The sequence below is a fragment of the Paenibacillus sp. FSL R5-0623 genome, from assembly GCF_037974265.1.
GTDB lineage: Bacteria > Bacillota > Bacilli > Paenibacillales > Paenibacillaceae > Paenibacillus.
Genome location: NZ_CP150233.1, coordinates 4,809,966 through 4,830,938, shown reverse-complemented (window position 1 = coordinate 4,830,938; position 20,973 = coordinate 4,809,966). Strand labels below are relative to the sequence as shown.

At 46.8% G+C, this 20,973-nt stretch carries 21 protein-coding genes; 19 read left to right on the top strand and 2 right to left on the bottom strand.

The genetic code is table 11. From position 1 onward, the window contains the following. The first annotated feature begins 238 nt into the window (after nucleotides 1-238). Nucleotides 239-1,255 carry a DNA polymerase III subunit delta gene (gene holA / locus MKY92_RS21240; protein WP_339297514.1) on the top strand — a complete coding sequence of 339 codons (1,017 nt, stop codon included), beginning with the start codon at nucleotides 239-241 and terminating at the stop codon, nucleotides 1,253-1,255. Between the two features lie 189 nt (nucleotides 1,256-1,444). Here the strand turns inward: holA and rpsT are convergent, their stop codons facing one another. Beyond that, nucleotides 1,445-1,717: a 30S ribosomal protein S20 gene (gene rpsT / locus MKY92_RS21235; protein ID WP_024628504.1), complete on the bottom strand. Its 273-nt coding sequence runs from the start codon at nucleotides 1,715-1,717 to the stop codon at nucleotides 1,445-1,447. A gap of 175 nt (nucleotides 1,718-1,892) precedes the next feature. Between rpsT and gpr the strand changes: the two genes are divergently transcribed. The 18 genes from gpr to MKY92_RS21145 all read left to right on the top strand — a co-directional run bounded on the left by gpr (nucleotide 1,893) and on the right by MKY92_RS21145 (nucleotide 19,909). Then, nucleotides 1,893-2,894, top strand: coding sequence for a GPR endopeptidase (gene gpr / locus MKY92_RS21230; protein ID WP_221821961.1), 1,002 nt, complete (start codon nucleotides 1,893-1,895; stop codon nucleotides 2,892-2,894). Nucleotides 2,895-3,039: 145 nt separating this feature from the next. Then, nucleotides 3,040-4,335: a stage II sporulation protein P gene (locus MKY92_RS21225; protein ID WP_339297513.1), complete on the top strand. Its 1,296-nt coding sequence runs from the start codon at nucleotides 3,040-3,042 to the stop codon at nucleotides 4,333-4,335. 53 nt (nucleotides 4,336-4,388) lie between these two features. Beyond that, the gene (locus tag MKY92_RS21220; RefSeq protein WP_076211674.1) at nucleotides 4,389-4,748 is read left to right on the top strand and encodes a hypothetical protein; all 360 of its coding nucleotides are present in this window, start codon (nucleotides 4,389-4,391) and stop codon (nucleotides 4,746-4,748) included. A gap of 145 nt (nucleotides 4,749-4,893) precedes the next feature. Next, nucleotides 4,894-6,708: a translation elongation factor 4 gene (gene lepA, locus MKY92_RS21215; protein WP_036615097.1), complete on the top strand. Its 1,815-nt coding sequence runs from the start codon at nucleotides 4,894-4,896 to the stop codon at nucleotides 6,706-6,708. A 215-nt stretch (nucleotides 6,709-6,923) separates the two neighbouring features. Then, the gene (gene hemW, locus MKY92_RS21210; RefSeq protein ID WP_036668565.1) at nucleotides 6,924-8,108 is read left to right on the top strand and encodes a radical SAM family heme chaperone HemW; all 1,185 of its coding nucleotides are present in this window, start codon (nucleotides 6,924-6,926) and stop codon (nucleotides 8,106-8,108) included. 118 nt (nucleotides 8,109-8,226) lie between these two features. Beyond that, a complete protein-coding gene (locus MKY92_RS21205; protein ID WP_017687214.1) occupies nucleotides 8,227-8,697 on the top strand; it encodes an N-acetyltransferase in 471 nt (156 codons plus the stop codon). A 255-nt stretch (nucleotides 8,698-8,952) separates the two neighbouring features. Next, complete coding sequence (gene hrcA / locus MKY92_RS21200; RefSeq protein ID WP_339297512.1) at nucleotides 8,953-9,984, top strand: heat-inducible transcriptional repressor HrcA; 1,032 nt, start codon at nucleotides 8,953-8,955, stop codon at nucleotides 9,982-9,984. A 41-nt stretch (nucleotides 9,985-10,025) separates the two neighbouring features. Next, complete coding sequence (grpE, locus tag MKY92_RS21195; RefSeq protein ID WP_339301866.1) at nucleotides 10,026-10,592, top strand: nucleotide exchange factor GrpE; 567 nt, start codon at nucleotides 10,026-10,028, stop codon at nucleotides 10,590-10,592. Nucleotides 10,593-10,752: 160 nt separating this feature from the next. Further along, nucleotides 10,753-12,597, top strand: a complete 1,845-nt coding sequence (gene dnaK / locus MKY92_RS21190) for a molecular chaperone DnaK (protein WP_076211666.1) — start codon at nucleotides 10,753-10,755, stop codon at nucleotides 12,595-12,597. A 129-nt stretch (nucleotides 12,598-12,726) separates the two neighbouring features. After that, nucleotides 12,727-13,851, top strand: a complete 1,125-nt coding sequence (dnaJ, locus tag MKY92_RS21185; protein WP_062835521.1) for a molecular chaperone DnaJ — start codon at nucleotides 12,727-12,729, stop codon at nucleotides 13,849-13,851. Between the two features lie 240 nt (nucleotides 13,852-14,091). Beyond that, nucleotides 14,092-14,460, top strand: a complete 369-nt coding sequence (locus MKY92_RS21180; RefSeq protein WP_017687219.1) for a hypothetical protein — start codon at nucleotides 14,092-14,094, stop codon at nucleotides 14,458-14,460. A gap of 244 nt (nucleotides 14,461-14,704) precedes the next feature. Next, a complete protein-coding gene (locus MKY92_RS21175; RefSeq protein ID WP_339297511.1) occupies nucleotides 14,705-14,884 on the top strand; it encodes a YfhD family protein in 180 nt (59 codons plus the stop codon). After that, nucleotides 14,877-15,269, top strand: a complete 393-nt coding sequence (locus tag MKY92_RS21170; protein WP_339297510.1) for a hypothetical protein — start codon at nucleotides 14,877-14,879, stop codon at nucleotides 15,267-15,269. Before MKY92_RS21175 ends, MKY92_RS21170 begins: the two co-directional genes overlap by 8 nt. 190 nt (nucleotides 15,270-15,459) lie before the next feature. Beyond that, the gene (prmA, locus tag MKY92_RS21165) at nucleotides 15,460-16,425 is read left to right on the top strand and encodes a 50S ribosomal protein L11 methyltransferase (protein ID WP_339297509.1); all 966 of its coding nucleotides are present in this window, start codon (nucleotides 15,460-15,462) and stop codon (nucleotides 16,423-16,425) included. A gap of 3 nt (nucleotides 16,426-16,428) precedes the next feature. Then, a complete protein-coding gene (locus tag MKY92_RS21160; RefSeq protein WP_074095894.1) occupies nucleotides 16,429-17,109 on the top strand; it encodes a site-2 protease family protein in 681 nt (226 codons plus the stop codon). Between the two features lie 138 nt (nucleotides 17,110-17,247). Continuing rightward, a complete protein-coding gene (locus MKY92_RS21155) occupies nucleotides 17,248-18,012 on the top strand; it encodes a 16S rRNA (uracil(1498)-N(3))-methyltransferase (RefSeq protein ID WP_339297508.1) in 765 nt (254 codons plus the stop codon). A 2-nt stretch (nucleotides 18,013-18,014) separates the two neighbouring features. Beyond that, entirely contained in the window at nucleotides 18,015-19,361 is a 1,347-nt protein-coding gene (gene mtaB / locus MKY92_RS21150) for a tRNA (N(6)-L-threonylcarbamoyladenosine(37)-C(2))-methylthiotransferase MtaB (RefSeq protein ID WP_339297507.1), read from the top strand. Between the two features lie 113 nt (nucleotides 19,362-19,474). Continuing rightward, nucleotides 19,475-19,909 carry an NUDIX domain-containing protein gene (locus MKY92_RS21145; RefSeq protein ID WP_339297506.1) on the top strand — a complete coding sequence of 145 codons (435 nt, stop codon included), beginning with the start codon at nucleotides 19,475-19,477 and terminating at the stop codon, nucleotides 19,907-19,909. Nucleotides 19,910-19,966: 57 nt separating this feature from the next. Here the strand turns inward: MKY92_RS21145 and MKY92_RS21140 are convergent, their stop codons facing one another. Next, on the bottom strand, nucleotides 19,967-20,968 hold the full coding sequence (locus MKY92_RS21140; protein WP_339297505.1) for a Na/Pi symporter: 1,002 nt from the start codon (nucleotides 20,966-20,968) through the stop codon (nucleotides 19,967-19,969). Nucleotides 20,969-20,973 lie beyond the last annotated feature (5 nt).

Sequence of the window (20,973 nt, the reverse complement as noted above, 5' to 3'; positions counted from 1 at the left end):
TCCTCTAAACGAAAGAACATTTTCAGTATGACAAGCATATAGTGGAAGTAACAAAACGTCCTATCTCAGTTCTGAACAACTGACGTCGTATGACCGCGCACCGGCTTTTTCTAGAACTGCTGGTGTCAGCGTTTATATAGATGTAGGACAGGGGGCCTTCATCCATAACTGGATGTAAGGTCCCTTTGTTGTCTTGCGTTTTTTCTGGTAGGATAAGAGGGATAGGGAGGCGCCGTGAATGGATGTAAAAAGTGCAACAAAGGCAATACGTAATGGAGAAACGGCACCGTTATATGTGCTGTATGGAACGGAGAAGTACCAGATACAGCAATTTACGGATATGTTAAAAGAACAGGTTATTGAAGAAGAACATCGTGATTTTGCGATTATTCCGTATGATTTGTCTGAAACGGCTGTGGAGGTCGTTATTGAAGAAGCAGAGACCGTACCTTTTCTGGTTCCACGCAAATTAATTATTGTAAGGGACGCGAGCCTGTTCACCGCAGGTAAAGAATCCAAGATTGAACATCAGGTTGATCGTCTGCTTACATATATGGAGAATCCGGCAGATTACAGTACGATTGTTTTCCTGGCCCAGGGGGATAAGCTGGATGAGCGTAAGAAACTGGTGAAAGCTGTCAAGAAAAAGGCAGTCGTTCTTGCTTTTGCTCCACTCAGTGGAGAAGAGTTATTGAATTGGATAGTGAAACTTGCGAAGCAGCGGGATGTTTCCTTGGAGACGGGAGCGGCGGAAACGTTGATCAGCTATGCAGGAACAGGTCTTCAGACCCTGTCTGCTGAAGTAGACAAGTTATGTTTGTTTGCGGGTAATGGGGGGACAATCAAGCGTGCTGATATCGAGTCACTGGTTGCCCGTAGTACAGAGCAGAATGTATTTTCGCTGGTGGAGGAACTCGCTAATTTGCGACTGGAGAAAGCGTTGGCTCTTTTCTATGAGTTGCTGAAGCAGCGGGAAGAACCGATTAAAATTGCGGCTTTAATCGCACGCCAGTTTCGGATCATGATCCAGGTGAAAGAGTTGGGCCAACAAAGTTACTCCCAGCAGCAGATTGCCAGTCAGCTTGGTCTGCATCCGTATGCTGTTAAGATTGCGGGTGAACAAGCCCGTAAATTTCAGCCGGAACGTCTGAGAATGATTCTAAGCCACCTCAGCGAACTGGATTACCAGATGAAAACAGGAGCGGTGGATAAAGTGCTTGGTCTGGAACTGTTCTTATTGAGACTTGGTGCGTGAATGGACAAGTAAACGTAATAGATTACTAGTGTGAGAAACAAACAAAGCGACCTTTGCTCCATGATAGTTAAATCATCGGAATAAAGGTCGCTTTTGTTTGTGTCTTATACTTATCGAATCAGATACTAAAAAATCCTGAAAGCCTATGCTGTTCAGGATTTTTCCATTGGATCGTATAAGTAACGCTTCTTACGCTTGTGCGGAAAGAGCGTTCAGTTTTTTCGCCAAGCGAGACTTTTTGCGTGCTGCAGCATTTTTATGAACCAGACCTTTAGTTACAGCCTTGTCCAGCTTTTTGGAAGCAGCTTGAATCGCAGCTTTTGCAGTATCAACTTCGTTACTTACCAGAGCAGCATCAGCAGCTTTAACAGCTGTACGGAGTGCAGACTTCTGGGAAGCGTTGAGTGCGCGGCGCTTGTCGCTCGTTTTTACGCGTTTAACAGCGGATTTGATGTTTGGCATTACATTCACCTCCTGTAAGGCATTTGCATGAATACAAACGTTTCACAACTTAAAATATTCTATCACGCTAGCATGTAAAATGCAACAGATATTCCTACGATGTTCGACATGCTGTATAAAGAAACTCTTTTTCCCACACAATATGCTCAAATGCGGTAAGGGAGGCAGGGACAGAATGACACTGGATTTGCAAAACTATACAGTTCGTACCGATTTGGCAATCGACTCCAAGGAAATGGCGCAAGGTGGACAGAAACAGACGATTCCCGGACTACGGGAAGATGTGGAGAAAAAAGAGGGCATTACGATTACACGTATTGATGTCCTGAATGAAGAAGCAGCCAAAGCGATTGGACGGGTGAAAGGTCACTATGTCACCTTGGAAGTACCTTCACTACGAAATGGTGATACCGAGTTACAGGAGCGAGTTGCTGCCGAGTTCACACGTGAAATGGAAGATTTTATGGTTAAGGCTGGAATTAACAAAACATCCAAGGTCTTGATTGTTGGCCTGGGTAACTTAAATGTCACCCCGGATTCACTCGGACCACTTGTTGTGGAAAATCTGATGGTAACCCGTCAGTATTTCGAATTGGTGCCAGATCAGGTTGCGCCAGGGTATCGGGAAGTCAGCGCGATTGCTCCCGGCGTGTTAGGTACAACAGGCATTGAATCCAGTGACATCGTACAGGGGATTGTAGACCGGACCAAGCCGGATGCCATTATTGCGATTGATGCGCTGGCCTCCCGTTCCTTGGAACGTGTAAATACAACGATTCAGGTCGCGGACATTGGTATTCACCCGGGTTCCGGTATTGGAAACAAACGGCGTGGCCTGACTCGTGAGATATTAGGTGTGCCTTGCATCGCCATCGGAGTACCAACCGTATGTTATGCGTCCACCATCGTGAATAATGTGATTGAGATGATGAGCTCACACTTTCGCCAGGAAACGGATCAGACCAAACAGATCATGGGTATGCTGGACGACATCGGTGAACAAGATCGCTTGAGTCTGGTGAAAGAGGTACTGGAGCCACTAGGTCATGACCTCATTGTGACCCCAAAGGAAATCGATGAGTTTATTGAGGGAATTGCCAATGTTATCGCTTCAGGACTTAACGCCGCGCTCCATGATGCCGTGAATCCAGATAACGTAGCCGCTTATACACATTAAAACTTAAAACTGCTGAGAAGAAGGTCCGAATCTATCGGACTTTCTTTTTTTGTTTCTGGAATCTTTCATTTTCCTGTTCTATCAAATTGGACCGGCTCATAGAGTTGAAGTATAAGAGTTGTCCAGCAGGGAAGGAGACAGCAGAATGAACAAGATATTGGCCTGGAATATTGGGAAATGGAAAAAAAGATGTCTGCACGTGCTGGCCATGGGCCGTACGTTGTTGTTGCTTATGATCATATCTGCCTTGTTTTTTGTCGTACTGGGTCTGGGGGGCATGGCAGAGAAACGCTTGAATAATTCACCCGTTTCTTCCATGAAAGGATTTGCGAGTGCCGTATCAAGCCGCTTTTTCGTCGATATGCTCGGTATGGAGATGCCTCATCTCACCCAGAAGGAACAGACCTCTGCCATATCCGGTGAGAATCTTACCTCTTTTGTTTTCCAATTACTAACAAATGTAAATCCACAAGATCCGAAGAGCCTGATTGCGAGAGAAATGCCGGGCATGGGTTCCAACCAACCTGTTCTGCTCCGTCCTGGATCTGGTAACGAAAAAGCCGAGGCTCCCGAAGATTATCAGCCCGGTCCCGGTCTTACGGATACGGCTTCCACAGGTGGAGGGAAACCCGGTAGTGAGCTCCATGTTCCACCAGGCCAGGACAATACGGATCCACCTGAGTCGAGTGAGCCTGGAGATGGAGAAGATAAAGAAGATCCCCCAGCGAAGAATGGTGAGAAAGACAATTCAGGCTCACCGACAACAGGCAAAAAGTCAATTCTTATCTATCATTCCCATCCACGGGAAGGCTACAATCCACTGCTAGGTACGAAAAGTGACAATCCATCATCAGGCAAATCAACAGGCAATGTGTTTCAAGTGGGAACCTATCTCTCAGACAGTCTGGAGAAGCTGGGAATCGGCGTAGAACACGCCAAGGATGATTACCCCACCAAAGTAAAGGACTATAACTGGAACTATTCCTATAAATACTCCCGTCAAACGGTAAAAGCGGCGCTCGCTCAAAATGATGATCTGACATATCTCATAGACATTCATCGCGATTCACAGCGTCATGGCAAAACAACAACAACTATTAATGACTTGGGCTACGCCAAAGTATATTTCATTATTGGACATGAAAATCCAAATTGGCGGCAGAATGAAGCCTTTGCAGCGAAAATTCATAAGAAACTGGAAGCCAAGTATCCTGGGGTATCCCGTGGTGTGTGGGGCAAGGATGGCGGAGGAGCCAACAATGGAGAGTATAACCAAACCCTTTCACCTAACAGCATTTTGATTGAGATTGGTGGCATCGACAACACAGGAGCTGAGCTCCAACGGACATCAAAGATTCTCGCAGACATGATTTCCCAAGTGTATTGGGAGGATCAGAAGGTGGACAAAGCCAGTGTGGAAACCTCGTCGCAGGGTGGGTAGATACCATATATGTTAGAAGGAAAAATAGTAGAGAGTGACAGGAGGCAATGCACATGTCCAGATTCGGTAAAAGACTGTTATCCATCGCTGTGTTAATGTTGCTGGGTGTTCTGTTTGGAATGCAGCTGGCTGGCAGCAACTTTCATATGGGCAATCCCTCAGGAGGCACGTCAACCGTTGTGACAACTGAGCCAACTTCATCGGTGACCGAATCTGTTCCGACTGCTCCTGTCCAAAAGGAAATTAAAGAACCACCATTTGTACCTGTTCAGTCACCAAGCCAAGTGCTTGGGGCAGATCAAAATAAGGCTCCGGTTGATGTGTTGGCAGACAAAACTGCTGGACTATTGCAAAATCTCTCACACAGTGGAATCAAGTGGGTGGTCTCTCTTTTTAGCGGCGTCGCTGAATAAAATACCATAATGTTAAGGTAAAATATAACCTCTGGGAGTGCATGATGACACTTTATTATAAAGTTGAGACATCACGGGATTGATGCACTGTGCTTCAACTGTTATAATGAAGTGATTGACACTAGGCTGTTTCTGGGGGTAAGGAATGACTGACATTCGGGCAAGACAACGTAAAATTCGTAACTTTTCTATTATTGCACATATAGATCACGGCAAATCAACACTTGCGGACCGGATCTTGGAGCACACAGGTGCGCTCACTTCACGTGAAATGCAGGAACAAGTTCTGGATAAGATGGACCTTGAACGTGAACGTGGAATAACGATCAAGCTACAAGCAGTAGCCTTGACTTACAAAGCGGATGATGGTGAAGAGTATTTATTGAATCTGATTGATACACCGGGACACGTAGACTTTACGTATGAAGTATCACGTAGTCTTGCTGCATGTGAAGGTGCTCTGCTGGTTGTGGATGCGGCTCAGGGAATTGAAGCCCAAACACTTGCCAACGTGTATCTGGCATTGGATAACAACCTTGAGATTTTACCGGTTATCAACAAAATTGACCTTCCGAGCGCTGATCCTGAACGGGTGAAGCAGGAAGTGGAAGATGTTATTGGTTTGGACACAAGTAATGCGGTTTTGGCTTCGGCCAAATCAGGAATCGGAATCAAAGAAATTTTGGAGCAAGTGGTGAAAAGTGTTCCGGCACCAACTGGTGATCCTGACCAGCCTTTGAAAGCGCTGATTTTTGACTCGCACTACGACCCGTACAAAGGTGTAATCGTATATGTGCGTGTTGTTGACGGCAAAATCAAATCCGGTTCCAAAATCAAAATGATGGCAACAGGGAAATCATTTGAAGTCATTGAAGTTGGAGCGTTCAAACCTCGTATGACCATCGTGGACGAGTTGAACGTCGGGGATGTTGGATTTATCGTTGCAGGTATCCGGCATGTTGGCGATACACAAGTCGGGGATACGGTAACGGATGCCAAAAATCCAACACCGGAACCTTTGCCGGGTTATCGTAAAATTAACCCAATGGTGTATTGTGGTCTCTATCCGATCGAAACATCGGACTATGTTGATCTGCGTGAAGCGTTGGAGAAATTGCAGTTGAACGATGCGTCTCTGAGCTTTGAACCGGAAACATCCAGTGCACTCGGTTTTGGATTCCGTTGCGGATTCCTTGGACTGCTTCACATGGACGTTATTCAGGAGCGGATCGAGCGGGAGTTTAACATTCCGTTGATCACAACGGCACCAAGTGTAATCTACCACGTCACCTTAACCAATGGTGAAGTGATGAAAATCGACAACCCATCCAACTATCCTGAGGTGGGCCGGATTGATTACGTCGAGGAACCATACGTCAAGGCAGATATTATCGTACCGAATGATTATGTAGGTACCATTATGGAGCTGTGTCAGACTAAACGCGGTGAATATGTGAATATGGAATATCTGGACACAACCCGGGTTACCATTACCTATGAGATTCCGCTGTCCGAGATTGTATATGACTTCTTCGACCAGTTGAAATCCGGTACCAAAGGATATGCATCCCTGGATTATGAGCTGTCCGGTTATCGTCAGTCCAATCTGGCGAAAATGGATATTGTACTCAATGGCGAACAGGTGGATGCTCTGTCCTTCATCGTTCACCGTGACCGTGCCTATAACCGCGGACGCATTGTCTGTGAGAAACTGCGCGAGCTGATTCCACGGCAAATGTTCGAGGTGCCAATTCAGGCATCTGTAGGTACCAAAGTCGTTGCTCGTGAAACGGTAAAAGCAATGCGTAAAAACGTACTTGCCAAGTGTTATGGTGGTGACATCTCGCGGAAACGGAAACTGCTTGAGAAGCAGAAGGAAGGTAAGAAGCGGATGAAACAGGTTGGTAACGTTGAGGTGCCGCAAGAGGCATTCATGGCGGTACTGAAAATTGATGATTAAACAATCTAATTTGAAATACATCACAGAATGTGTGTATTCAAACTAGATTTAGGACGTTTGCTTGCAAGCTTCACGTGAATCCTTTTGGTACATCAATAATTTGTGTATGAAAGGATAAACGATATTTTGTCTCGGGTACAACACAGAATATTAAATAACTAAGCTGAAAGGGAAGCCGGATGGCTTTCCTTTTTTCAAATAGAGGGGGACTTGCCATGACATTGGCAGCACACAGCCGGAAGACAGGTGCGCCCCAAGCGGTGTATCTTCACATTCCCTTTTGCACGAATAAATGTTTTTATTGCGACTTTAACTCCTACGTTCTGAAAGATCAGCCCGTGATGCAATATCTAGAAGCACTGGAACGGGAGATGGAACATACAGTTAAGGCCAATCCACCGGGTGAGATCAAGACCATATTTGTAGGTGGGGGTACGCCAACAGCTCTGAAACCGGATGAGATGGCGGTATTTCTTCGTTCCGTGAAGACGTATTTCCCAAATTGGGCGGACGATATTGAATTTTCGATGGAAGCCAACCCGGGAACAACGGATGCGGAGAAACTCGCTGCGATGAAAGAAGGCGGCGTCAACCGTGTCAGCTTTGGCGTGCAGGCTTTTCAGAATGATCTGCTGACAGGCATTGGCCGTATTCATAATACGGATGATGTATATCGCAGTTTGGAGAATGCTCGAAAAGCAGGCTTGAATAACTTGTCCATTGACTTGATGTTTGGGTTGCCGAACCAGACTGTAGAAATGTTAAATGAGAGTATCGACAAAGCGCTGGAACTGGATCTGCCACATTACTCCATCTACAGCCTGAAAGTGGAAGAGAATACACTTTTCCATACACTGTATCAGAAGAACCAGTTACCACTTCCTCATGAAGATGATGAGCTGGAGATGTATCTTCTATTAATGAGACGTATGAAAGAAGCAGGCTATGGACAATACGAGATCAGTAACTTTGCCAAGCCGGGCTTTGAGAGTCGTCACAATATTACCTACTGGCGTAATGAGGACTACTATGGACTGGGTGCAGGTGCACATGGATATGTGGGCCGCGAGCGGCATATGAATATTAAAGGTATAAATCCTTATGTTGAAGCTTCACGAGCAGGGCTGCCTCGTCTGGATCATTTTGAGATTGCTCGCCCGGAGGCCATGGAAGATTATCTGATGGTTGGACTGCGAATGTTGGAGGGAGCTTCGGCCTCACGCTTTAGCGAACAGTTCGGAGAGTCCATGGAAGAAGTGTTTGCGAAGCCTTTGGGCAAAATGTTGAACGCAGGGTTGCTTGAGCGGACGGCAGACGGCTTCCGACTGAGCGAGCAGGGTATCCTGTTCGGAAATGACGTTTTTGCGGAGTTTATCGGGTCCATATCGCTGAATTCATAGCTTGAAATTCTATACGCTCTGTTGTATATTTATTCATATTGATTTTACAGAGCGTGTTAATTTAACAACTACGAAGTCAGCTTTCCTCTGGAAAGCTTGGTAATAGGAGGAGAGCAGGATGTCGGTAATATGCAGAAAAGCCGTGCCGGAAGATGTTGAACCACTGTATGAAATGATTAAGGGCTATGCAGAGCGTGGGATCATGCTTCCGCGATCACGGGAAATACTGCACCGACAGCTGGAGCACTTTGTTGTAGCCGAAGTTGATGGTGAAGTGGTGGGTTGCGGATCGCTTTGTCGTCTGGGGAATGATTTGGTGGAAGTCAGATCACTCGGTATCTCGGAAGGACACAAAGGGCTCGGTATTGGCTCCCGATTGCTGGACCGACTGGTAGAAGAAGCGGAGAAACAACAGATTCCTAAAGTTATGGCGTTGACATATGAAGTATCCTTCTTCCTCAAAAATGGCTTTGCTGTGGTGGAAAAAGAGATTTTCCCCGAGAAAGTATGGACCGACTGTGTTCACTGCAGCAAGCAGGATTGTTGTGATGAGATCGCGGTATTAAAAGAGCTTAACGTTTCAGCCTAACAACTAAATGGACTGCATGGATCGAGCCGAGTCAGCCTCTGCCCTACATGCAGTCCTTTTTTACTTCAAAGTATGTTCAATAAAGTTGTTAGGACTTGTCGACATTGGTCTATACTATAAATAGATGAGCCCACTCATCAAACTCACTTGACAATGTTCACGTCAGTTTGGTATTTTTGTATTACCGCTTAGCACTCATCTAACTGGAGTGCTAACGACATGGGACAGTACAGTCAGAAGGAGGGAATACTCACCATGTTAACTGAGCGTCAACGAATGATTCTGAACGCTATAGTGGATGACTATATCCGTTCAGCTGAGCCCGTAGGGTCCCGGAGCATTTCCAAAAGGGGAGATGTTGGATATAGTCCGGCGACGATCCGTAATGAAATGGCGGACCTTGAAGATATGGGTTTCCTGGAACAGCCGCATACATCGGCAGGACGCATTCCGTCTCATAAAGGCTATCGATATTACGTCGATCATTTGGTTCCTTGGAATCAGGTGGAGCCCCAGGAATTGGACGATTTGAAGTCGTTCTTCGCCGAAAAGCTGAATGTCATGGAACAAGTTATTCAACATGCATCCAATATTTTGTCACATATGACGAATTATACTTCGATCCTGCTTGGACCGGAAGTATTCCATACGTCCCTTCGCCACTTCCAATTGCTTCCGCTGAACGAAAGTGAAGCTGTGGCAATCATTGTGACCAATACCGGTCAGGTGGAGAACAAGACGGTCCAGATTCCTCCAGAAATCTCGGTAGCCGAGATGGAGAAAGTGGTTCGACTGTTGAACACCAAGCTGGTTGGTGTGCCAATTTACAAATTGAAATCCCGTCTCTATACTGAACTTGGGCAAGAGATGGAACGGCATATTACACGTTACGAGGAAGTTATGCAGGTGCTGAACAGTGCCTTTGACAACGAACATGATAATCGTCTGTTCCTCAGTGGTGCCACCAATATGTTGACTCAACCGGAGTTTAAAGATATCGAAAAGGTAAAAGATATTCTTGACCTGCTGGAAGAGACACCAACACTCATGAAATTGATGATGCCCGTGCCGGGTGGATCTGGTATTCAAGTGCGAATCGGCACTGAGAATGATCATGAAGCCTTTGCCAACTGCAGCCTGATTACAGCCTCCTATTCATTGGATGGTGAGGCTTTGGGTTCGATCGGTATTCTAGGACCCACGCGGATGGATTATGCACGTGTCATTCATATTCTAAATACACTATCCCGTGACTTGACGACGATGCTGACACATCGTTTCAAATAAGATTCGGGAATGAACCATTTCATTCGTATAAGGAGGTGAACATCTTGAAAGAGGAGCAATCATTTACAGAAGAACAAGAGGTAACAACAGCAGAGCAGGAGCCTATTAATGAAGCTGGCGCTGCAGAATCACAAGCTGAAGAGATGGCTGATCAGGAGCAGGATGAGCTTGCACGTCTGAAGGCAGAAGCTGAGGAGCAACAGCAGCGTTATGTCCGTGCACAGGCTGATTTTGATAACTTCCGTCGTCGTACTCAGAAGGAAAAAGAAGAATTGGCTAAATACGCTTCGATGAAGCTGGTCACCGAACTGGTACCGGTTATTGATAACTTCGAGCGCGCCATGGCTACTGTACCGGAAGGAGCAGAGGTCGAATCTTTCTCCAAGGGCATCCAAATGATTTTCCGTCAATTGGAAACCGTGATGAATAACGAAGGTCTGACGGCAATGGAATCGGTAGGACAACCGTTCAATCCTGAATTCCACCAAGCAATTATGCAAGTGGAGAGCGACGAGTACGAAGAAGGTATCGTTGTTGAGGAAGTCCAAAAGGGCTACATGCTGAAAGATAAAGTGCTTCGTCCAGCTATGGTTAAAGTCAGCTCATAATTTCCTTATAGGAAGGAATGAGTCGGCTTCATAGTTGAACAATGTGGGCGAAGTTTAATATAAAGGTTTGTACACATAGAGCACGATTAGCAACATGAACATCCAATAAGGGTCAGATCAGACCCATTCATTTTAAATTGTTGAGGGAGGAAATTTTCGGATGAGCAAAGTAATTGGTATTGACTTAGGAACAACAAACTCATGCGTAGCAGTAATGGAAGGCGGCGAGGCTGTCGTAATTCCAAATCCGGAGGGCGCACGTACAACTCCATCCGTAGTCGGTTTCAAAAAAGATGGAGAGCGCGTTGTTGGTGAAACTGCAAAACGTCAAGCGATCACCAATCCGGATCGTACCATCATGTCGATCAAACGTCACATGGGTACTTCCCACAAGGAAACAATTGATGGCAAAGACTACTCTGCACAAGAGATCTCTGCAATCATCCTGCAAAAATTGAAAACTGATGCTGAAGCTTATCTGGGTCAAACGGTAACTCAAGCCGTTATCACTGTACCAGCTTACTTCAATGACAGTCAGCGTCAAGCGACTAAAGATGCGGGTAAAATTGCAGGTTTGGAAGTTCTGCGTATCGTCAACGAGCCTACAGCAGCAGCTTTGGCATACGGTATGGAGAAATCCGAAGACCAAACGATTCTCGTATATGACTTGGGTGGCGGTACGTTCGACGTATCCATTCTTGAACTGGGTGACGGCTTCTTCGAAGTTAAAGCAACGAGCGGGGATAACCAACTGGGCGGGGATGACTTTGACCAAGTAATCATTGATTATCTCGTAAGTGAATTCAAAAAAGATCAAGGCATTGACTTGAGTAAAGATAAAGCAGCGGTTCAACGTTTGAAAGATGCAGCGGAAAAAGCGAAAAAAGAACTTTCCGGTGTATTGACTACAACAATCTCCTTGCCGTTCATCACGGTTGCTGATGGTGTTCCACAGCATTTGGAGTTGAACCTGAGCCGTGCGAAATTTGAAGAAATCTCTGCAGGTCTGGTTGAGCGTACGCTTGAACCAACTCGTCGTGCATTGAGTGATGCGGGTATGACAGCTAACGATATCGACAAGATCGTATTGGTTGGTGGTTCCACACGTATTCCTGCAGTACAAGAAGCAATCAAAAAACTGACGGGTAAAGATCCACACAAAGGCGTTAACCCCGATGAAGTTGTAGCTTTGGGTGCTGCTGTACAAGCGGGCGTACTGACAGGTGATGTGAAAGACGTTGTATTGCTTGACGTAACTCCATTGTCCCTGGGTATCGAAACTGCGGGTGGCGTATTCACAAAAATGATCGAGCGTAACACAACGATCCCTACAAGCAAATCTCAAGTATTCTCCACATATGCAGACAATCAACCAAGCGTTGAGATTCATGTTCTGCAAGGTGAGCGTGAGATGGCAGCAGGTAACAAATCGCTTGGACGTTTCATGTTGGGTGATATTCCACCAGCTCCACGTGGCGTTCCACAGATCGAAGTTAGCTTCGATATTGATGCCAACGGTATCGTTAACGTATCTGCAACAGATAAAGGTACTAACAAAACTCAAAAAATCACAATCACTTCTTCCAGCGGTTTGAGCGATGCTGAAGTTGAGCAAATGATGAAAGATGCTGAGTTGCACGCTGAAGAAGATAAAAAACGCAGAGAACTCGTTGAAGCGAAAAACAGTGCAGATCAATTGATCTACTCTGTTGACAAAACGATCAAAGATCTTGGCGAAAAAGCAGATGCTGGCGAAGTTGAAAAAGCAAATGCTGCCAAAGAAAAACTGCAAGGCGTTCTGGCTTCTGACAACCTGGAAGATATCAAAGCTGCTACAGAAGAGCTGACAGAGATCGTTCAACAACTGTCCGTGAAACTGTATGAGCAAGCTCAGGCGCAAGAGCAAGAAGCACAAGGTGCTGAAGAGCAACAAGGTTCCGCTAAACGTGATAACGTCGTAGACGCTGATTACGAAGTTGTGGATGAAGATAAAAAACAAAACTAATTCGTAGTTCTACGCGAATTAAACATCGGTGACGTTCGAATTAGAGGGAAAGTCATAGCCGGGGCTCCCGCGCTTTGGCTTTCCTTTTGTCACGATGTGCGATATGGTGAATGATATGGGGGTGGAAGAGTGGCTGAAAAGCGTGATTATTATGAGGTGCTTGGCGTTAGTAAAACGGCTAACGACGATGAGATTAAAAAGGCTTACCGTAAGCTTGCCCGTCAGTATCACCCTGACGTAAACAAGGCTGCTGATGCGGAAGCTAAATTTAAAGAAGTTAAAGAAGCTTACGACGTAGTGAGTGACGGTCAGAAGCGTGCACAATATGATCAATATGGTCATGTCGATCCGAATCAAGGTGGATTCGGTGGTGGCGGTGATTTTGGCGGCGGCGGATTTGGCGACATCTTCGACATGTTCTTTGGCGGCGGTGGCGGTGGACGACGTGATCCAAATGCTCCGCAACGGGGGAATGATCTGCAGTACACGATGACGATTGAGTTCAAGGAAGCTGTATTCGGTAAAGAAACGGATATTACGATTCCGCGTACCGAAGGCTGTGATACCTGTCATGGCTCAGGTGCCAAACCTGGAACGAAACCGGAAACCTGCTCGGTCTGTCAAGGTAGCGGTCAGCAGGAAGTCGTGCAAAATACACCGTTTGGTCGTATGGTTAATCGTCGTGCATGTTCGAACTGTAGCGGTTCGGGCCAAATTATCAAAGAAAAATGTACAACGTGCAGTGGTAGCGGTAAAGTCCGCAAGCAACGCAAAATCCATGTCCGCATTCCAGCGGGTGTAGATGATGGCGCGCAACTGCGTATGACAGGTGAGGGCGAGGGAGGCCTGCGTGGCGGACCAGCGGGAGACCTGTATATTGTCATTCGCGTGAAATCACATGATTTCTTCGAGCGTGAAGGTGACGATATTTATTGCGAAATCCCACTTACCTTTGCTCAGGCAGCTCTGGGAGATGAAGTTGAAATCCCAACGTTGACCGAGAAAGTGAAATTGAAAGTACCAGCTGGTACACAAACGGGAACGTATTTCCGACTCAAAGGCAAAGGCGTACCACGCCTACGCGGTATGGGGCAAGGAGATCAGCATGTGAAAGTGGTTGTGGTTACACCTAGTAAGCTGAATGACGAGCAGAAAGATCTGCTTCGCCAAATTGCTGCGCTGGATGGAGAGCAAACACATGAGCATGAACAATCTTTCTTTGATAGAGTGAAACGCGCCTTCCGCGGCGACTGAGAATAAAATAAAGCAAGCCCAAAAGGACACCACAGCGGTTTTTACCGTATGGTGTCCTTTTTTGTACGCCTTTTTTAGTGTATCAGTGATTTTGGCAAAATCCATGGATTTATGCTACAAAGAACGACAGCAATTTGTGGGAGCATTTCGGTATATTCTGAGCAAACTTGCGGAAAGATAGCATGGCGAGAATGATATGCATAGCTGATATGCGAGAAATTAGGAAAGCAGGTGAAGCGGATGACCGAGAAAAATATTTTGGCGTACTTTCACAGCCCTGAGCAGGCTCAAGGGGCAGCCAAAAAACTGGAGGCATTGCGAGTGGAGGACCTGTCCATTAATCGATTCAGCCGTTATGCGGGTGTAGGACCAAGCGGGGCTTCCTACAAGCCGGGTGTTTCCGGCAGTTTTTCATCATGGGTGCCCGATTCGATGCAAACAAATGCCAGTGCTGGAATCATGGCGGCGGCGGACCCTTCTGCAAGCGGCATGAGTGATGGTGGACAGGGTGGCCCTACAGGAAGAGATGTATTACTAACGGTCATCGTAGATGAATCGGTACATCACCGCGCTATGTCTATAATCGAACAAGCCGGTGGAATGATCTAGTTTCAAGAAATCCATAGTTAGACCAACAATATAAGATTCAATCTAAATATTTACACAATAACGGAGAGGACAGAAAAAACCTGAAGAAGCGAAGCGTTCGCCTTTATCCCCGGATTTTCCCTTTGGAAGAAGGGAATTAAAAAAAATCTGGGGATAACAGCGAGCGGAAGGTTGTTCTGTCATCGGAGTGTCAGTGTAAATACGATTTAGTTGAAATTATACAATTTGAAGGAGGAGCATTACAATGGCAGAACATGAACGTCCAGGCAAGATTTTAACGAAAACGGAAAAGATGAAACGTATGCAATCCGCGAAAAATGAGGACGTGGAATTCAGCGCTGAAGCTGCGGATCATGAAGATATTGAAGCACTACGCCGCAGTGAAGCGGCTGATCGACGACAGGGACGGGAGCTTAATGACTGAAGATCGCTCGGCAGTGACCCTCGAAGCTGTTTTTACAAGCTGGACTGAGGCCGAGTCTGCACGCAGAGCCCTTGAATTGTTGCACCCGAACCAGTTGAGTATTGAGAGCCTTGGCAATGAAGCGTCTGCATTGGACTCAAACGATGTTAAGAGCTTCGATAATTCTCCTACGGCCGTTGTCGGAGGGTTTAGTGGCGAACTGAATGTACTTGCCCTGATTAGTGATGAAACGGAAATGTTGTCCAATGGTCAGGTGTATGATACACCCAAAGAGGACTCGGCAAACAGGCTGAAACAAGAAATTTTGCTGACCGTGTCCGTATCCAACGATTCGCTCCCGCAAGCCGCAGAGATGATCACACAGAATGGTGGGCGTTTTTGCTAAGTGAGATTCGAATTATACAAAATGCTGAAGTAAATGAAACAGATATGTATGAATAGATGACAGGATATTCGAGCAGTCAGGCTGCGGATATCCTGTTTTGTTTTTCTTTTACTGGTGCGGCTTTGTGCTCCGACTCGCTTGTGTAGTACAATAGTTGGGATGTTTGAAAAATGAGGAGGAAAAACCAAGTATGTTATGGCATGAACTAACAATACATACCACAGAAGAAGCTGTGGAGATGATTTCGAATTTTTTACATGAAGCGGGTGCTGGAGGGGTTTCGATTGAAGAGTCCGGTACTTTAAATAAAAAACGGGACACGACATATGGGGAGTTATACGACGTTCCTTTGAATGATATTCCGGAAGGCTTTGCGGTCATCAAAGGGTACTTCTCCGAAGGTACGGATATGGTTGCATTGCAGTCCGAAGTTAATCGGAGAATTGAGGAACTCCCCGAATTCGGAATTGATACAGGTGAGGTTCGTTATGAGACACGTACAGTGGATGAAAATGACTGGGCAACAGCCTGGAAGCAATATTTCAAGCCGGTACGTGTATCGGAACGTCTGACGATTAAACCAACGTGGGAAGAGTATACGCCAGAAAGTCCGGATGAGAAAATAATTGAGCTTGACCCAGGCATGGCTTTTGGTACAGGAACCCACCCAACGACCTCCCTCTGCTTGCGCACACTGGAAACGGTTATTGAGGGCGGGGAGGAAGTTATTGACGTAGGTACAGGTTCTGGTATTTTGGCTATAGGAGCAATAAAACTTGGCGCAAAACATGTACTGGCGCTTGATCTTGATCCGGTTGCGGTAATCAGTGCCAGGGAGAATGTGGAACTGAATGGGCTGGAGCAACAAATTACGGTTAAAGAGAGTGATCTGTTGTCCGTCCTTGGGAGTCAGGACCCTGCGCTTGGTGTGCAACTGCCAGTTAAAGTTGTTGTTGCGAACATTCTGGCTGAGATCATTTTGTTGTTCGTGGACGATGTCTATCATGCGCTTGAGTCTGGTGGGACCTATATTGTATCCGGCATTTGGAAGAACAAAGAGCAGGTTGTGCATGATGCACTGGTAGCCTCCGGGTTTGAAGTGAGTGCGATCCACCGTGATGAGGATTGGCTGGCGTTTGTAGCCAGAAAGGGGTAACGTATGGACTTTTGGAATTCGTTCTTTCGTTATCCGATCGATCAGCTTCCGTTTTTCCTGCTGACCATCCTGATCGCATTTACGGTGCATGAATTCTCGCATGCGTATTTTGCCAACAAATTCGGTGATCCGACAGCCAAGCTGTTGGGTCGGGTCACACTGAATCCGGTTGTACACTTTGACTTGTTTGGTGTGCTGTTGCTCATTATTGCGGGCTTTGGTTGGGCACGTCCAGTTCCGGTTAATCGGGCTAACTTCGACAAACCTAGATTGATGGGCATCATCGTATCCGCAGCAGGGCCTCTGAGCAATCTGTTGCTGGCGATCATCGGTACAATCATCTATGCTTCACTGGTTGGTTCGGGAGCGCTCGGAGGCATTGATAATGAGCGGTTGCTGACAGCCATCACAACGTTCTTTGCTATCTTTAACTTAACCAACTTTTTCCTGTTCCTGTTTAACTTGATTCCGTTGCCCCCACTGGATGGTTATCGGATTCTGGAAGATGTAGTGCCACCTTCAATCAGCCGCAAGCTGCAAGGTGTGGAGCAATGGTCCATTTTTATCTTCCTGTTGATTCTTGTTATACCTCCATTGCAAAATGTGACGATTCAACCTTTGTATGAGTTTGCGCAAACGATGTATGTGGATCTGGCAAAGCTGGTTATTGAATTATATCGCTAAAAGCACTTCGTGTTTTGGGCTGATATACTGGTCAGAAACACGCAAAAGTTGTATGATCATCTGTGGCGATTGGATTCACGCCTGTCATTAGGCGGGGTGAATTCCAATCATAACAGGACAGAATGGGTGGATTGACTAATGCAGCGATATTTTGTATCTGCAGAACAGTTTAATGAACACGCTGTGATCATCACAGGTGATGATGCACGCCATATCGGCAAGGTCATGCGTGGTAAACCTGGAGATAAACTGATTGTCAGTGACGGAAACTCCAGAGAAGCACTCGTGGAAATTGAGACCATTGAAGTTGGCCAAGTTACTGCAAATATTGTAGAGTCTTTGGCTATGGACCATGAAGCACGGATTCGTGTAACCGTGGCACAGAGTTTGCCCAAGGGCGACAAGATGGAAACAGTCATCCAGAGATGCACTGAGATTGGGGCGGTATCATTTGTACCCTTCCTATCAGAGCGTACGATTGTGCAATATGATGCCAAGAAGGAAGGCAAACGGTTGGAGCGCTGGCGGAAAATTGCCAAGGAAGCTGCCGAACAGAGTCACCGGAATCGTATTCCATCCGTTGAGCAGCCACTTTCCTGGAAAGGGCTGTTATCTTCTTTTGAGGGCTATAGCCTGGTATGTTATTGTTATGAGAAAGAAAACGGTAAACAGCTGAGAGATGCACTGAAGCCGTTTGTAGAGCAGCTTGCACCTGGTGCAAGTGCAGAAGTTTTGATCGTGGTTGGACCGGAAGGTGGATTTTCTGAGAAGGAGACGGCAGAGGCTGATCAGGCAGGTGCTGTATCTGTGGGACTGGGCAAACGCATTTTGCGTGCTGAGACAGCTGGAATGGCAGCACTAACTTGCGTGCTATATGAATCCGGAGAAATGGGAGGAATGTAATTATGCCATCCGTGGCGTTTTACACCTTAGGCTGCAAAGTTAATTTCTATGATACAGAGGCGATTTGGCAATTGTTCAAAAACGAAGGTTACGATCAAGTGGACTTTGATGAACAGACAGCGGATGTATACTTGATTAATACTTGTACAGTAACCAATACCGGCGACAAAAAGAGCCGTCAAATTATTCGTCGTGCCATTCGGCGCAACCCGGAGGCGATTGTGGCCGTTACAGGCTGCTACGCGCAGACTTCTCCGGCAGAGATTCTGGACATCCCAGGGGTGGATCTGGTTATCGGTACACAGGACCGTGACAAGATTTTGCCATATGTTAATGAAATTCAGGAGTCCCGTCAACCGGTTAATGCGGTGCGTAATATTATGAAAACCCGCGTGTTTGAAGAGATGGATGTACCTGATTTTGCTGATCGTACCCGAGCGTTCCTGAAAATTCAGGATGGATGCAATAACTTTTGCACGTTCTGCATCATTCCGTGGTCTCGCGGTCTCTCACGTAGTCGGGAAGCGAACAGCATTATTCAACAGGCACATCAACTCGTACACGCCGGATACAAGGAGATTGTTCTGACTGGTATTCATACAGGTGGGTATGGTGATGACATGGAGAATTATGATCTGACCGATCTGCTGTGGGACCTGGACAAGGTAGAGGGGCTGGAGCGTATTCGAATCAGCTCGATTGAAGCCAGTCAGATTGACGACCGTATGCTCGACGTGATCAAACGTTCGGACAAACTTGTTCGTCACTTCCATATTCCGCTGCAAGCGGGGGATGATACGGTGTTGAAACGCATGCGCCGCAAGTATACGACAGAAGAGTTTTACAACAAAATGCTTCGCATTCGGGAAGCAATGCCTGATGTAGCGATTACAACAGACATCATTGTTGGATTTCCAGGTGAGACGGATGAGATGTACCGTAATGGCTACGAGTTGATGCGGAAGATCGGTTTTTCCGAAATGCACATATTCCCTTATTCGAAACGTACGGGTACACCAGCAGCACGGATGGAAGATCAGGTGGACGAAGAGGTCAAAAATGCACGTGTGCATGAACTGATTGACTTGTCTGAGCAGATGCAGCTGGAGTACGCTGAGCAGTTTGTCGGACAGGTACTGGATGTTATTCCCGAAGGTGAAGCCAAAGGCCGCGAGGGAAGTGGCAAGCTGCACGGTTATAGCGACAACTACATTCAACTGGTCTTTGACGGAACGATGGATATGGTCGGTAAAGTGTGCCGAGTCAAAGTGGTTGAAGCCGGCGTCAACGAGAGTCTGGCTACGCTGGTACGTGTGTTGGAAGAGAATCTTAAGTCCGCCGCGATGTGATCGAGGCGTCAGAAACAAGGATTTCATTTCCTTGGGGAGCTTACCCGGGGAGATGAGGTCCTTCTTTTGCAAAAAATAAGATAAAGATATCGAAGTTGATGGGGGAGAGTACGATGAACAAAAAAGAAATTTCAGCAGGCGGAGTTGTTTATAGAACAGGGGAAGACGGACGTCTTCAAATTCAGCTTATCGTAGATCGTTATGGTAAAACAACTCTCGCCAAGGGCAAGATGGAAGATGGAGAAACAATCGAACAGACGGCACTGCGCGAGATTTTGGAAGAGACAGGTATGGTGGGTCGCATTATAGAGCCGGTCGATATCATTGCTTACACTTACCAACATGCAGATTTTGGCCCGGTGGACAAGGAAGTTCATTATTATCTCGTTGAAGCCGAGAGTGGTGATCTACAGCCTCAGATTGAAGAAATCAAGGGTGTGGATTGGTATGCTCCGGAAGAAGCATGGTCCTTACAGCAGCAGAGCGGATATGATAATAACGATGATATCTTGCGTGTAGCCCTGAACAAGTTAGGCTTTAACGTATAACGCACTATTGTTCGAGTCAGTTAGCCGCGCGTTCTGTGGGTCTGCATAAGCAGATCATCAAGCCACGGGTGGCTTCGCCGCGGGGGCGTGAACCGGTGGTTTTTTGTGCCAGATTGGCAAGTAACAGAATGGCAAAGCAAGCAGTGAACTGGTGATGTTAAAAAGGGTCTGGGCATGCGCAATCTGTGCCCCGTTATCCGCTGACAGCCAGGCCGAAGCTGCATGCAGCTGGCCGATCAGCGGCATAAACAGCAGCGCTCCCGCAATGTTTAATACAACATGGGAGGCTGCGACAAATTTGCCTGCGGATGCTCCGCCCGCGGCAGCAATTACAGCGGTGATGCAGGTCCCCACATTGGACCCGATCACAATGGCGATGCCGATCTCCACAGGTAATACCCCTGTGGCTGCGAGCGTAATCGCCATGCTAATGACAGCTGCGCTGCTGTGAATGAGCGCTGTCAGACAGGCACCTGCCAGGAAGCCCCACCATAAGCTGTCGGCCGAGCGGTCGAGAAACCATTGAAATACGCCCATGCTCCGCAAGGGTAAGGCAATGGATTGCATCACTTGAATGCCTGTCATAACAAGTGCAAATCCCGCAGCTGCGAGGAAGCTGTACTGGATGTTAAACAGAGTCTGGCGCGTGCGTTCAGGAGCGGCCAGATTGCGTTCACTAAGAACAACAAACATGGCCCAGCCCGTTAGAGACAGGACGAGTAGCGGCAGGGAAGCACGACCGATCTGCAGTCCCACCAACTCCGTCGTCAGGCATGTCCCGATGTTGGTGCCGAGGATGATGCCGAGTGTGCGTCCATAGGTAATTAATCTGGCATTAGCCAGTCCAATGGTGAGTACGGTGACCGCAGTACTGCTCTGTAACAGGGCTGTTGCGCAAGCACTGAAGGCCATGCCTTTCCAAGGAGCAGAGGTGGCACGATTGAGCCAACCTGCCAACATGGGCCCTGCCATGCGCTGCAAGGCCGTCTCCATCAGCTTCATGCCACCAAAAAAGATAATAAGCCCATAGAGTAAGGGCAATATCACATCTCTAAACATAGAAA

Bases quoted from the DNA above. Each gene is read 5' to 3' on its own strand.
- holA (WP_339297514.1), top strand. From the start codon at position 239: ATGGATGTAAAAAGTGCAACAAAGGCAATACGTAATGGAGAAACGGCA.
- rpsT (WP_024628504.1), bottom strand. From the start codon at position 1,717: ATGCCAAACATCAAATCCGCTGTTAAACGCGTAAAAACGAGCGACAAG.
- gpr (WP_221821961.1), top strand. From the start codon at position 1,893: ATGACACTGGATTTGCAAAACTATACAGTTCGTACCGATTTGGCAATC.
- MKY92_RS21225 (WP_339297513.1), top strand. From the start codon at position 3,040: ATGAACAAGATATTGGCCTGGAATATTGGGAAATGGAAAAAAAGATGT.
- MKY92_RS21220 (WP_076211674.1), top strand. From the start codon at position 4,389: ATGTCCAGATTCGGTAAAAGACTGTTATCCATCGCTGTGTTAATGTTG.
- lepA (WP_036615097.1), top strand. From the start codon at position 4,894: ATGACTGACATTCGGGCAAGACAACGTAAAATTCGTAACTTTTCTATT.
- hemW (WP_036668565.1), top strand. From the start codon at position 6,924: ATGACATTGGCAGCACACAGCCGGAAGACAGGTGCGCCCCAAGCGGTG.
- MKY92_RS21205 (WP_017687214.1), top strand. From the start codon at position 8,227: ATGTCGGTAATATGCAGAAAAGCCGTGCCGGAAGATGTTGAACCACTG.
- hrcA (WP_339297512.1), top strand. From the start codon at position 8,953: ATGTTAACTGAGCGTCAACGAATGATTCTGAACGCTATAGTGGATGAC.
- dnaK (WP_076211666.1), top strand. From the start codon at position 10,753: ATGAGCAAAGTAATTGGTATTGACTTAGGAACAACAAACTCATGCGTA.
- MKY92_RS21180 (WP_017687219.1), top strand. From the start codon at position 14,092: ATGACCGAGAAAAATATTTTGGCGTACTTTCACAGCCCTGAGCAGGCT.
- MKY92_RS21175 (WP_339297511.1), top strand. From the start codon at position 14,705: ATGGCAGAACATGAACGTCCAGGCAAGATTTTAACGAAAACGGAAAAG.
- MKY92_RS21170 (WP_339297510.1), top strand. From the start codon at position 14,877: ATGACTGAAGATCGCTCGGCAGTGACCCTCGAAGCTGTTTTTACAAGC.
- prmA (WP_339297509.1), top strand. From the start codon at position 15,460: ATGTTATGGCATGAACTAACAATACATACCACAGAAGAAGCTGTGGAG.
- MKY92_RS21160 (WP_074095894.1), top strand. From the start codon at position 16,429: ATGGACTTTTGGAATTCGTTCTTTCGTTATCCGATCGATCAGCTTCCG.
- MKY92_RS21155 (WP_339297508.1), top strand. From the start codon at position 17,248: ATGCAGCGATATTTTGTATCTGCAGAACAGTTTAATGAACACGCTGTG.
- mtaB (WP_339297507.1), top strand. From the start codon at position 18,015: ATGCCATCCGTGGCGTTTTACACCTTAGGCTGCAAAGTTAATTTCTAT.
- MKY92_RS21145 (WP_339297506.1), top strand. From the start codon at position 19,475: ATGAACAAAAAAGAAATTTCAGCAGGCGGAGTTGTTTATAGAACAGGG.
- MKY92_RS21140 (WP_339297505.1), bottom strand. From the start codon at position 20,968: ATGTTTAGAGATGTGATATTGCCCTTACTCTATGGGCTTATTATCTTT.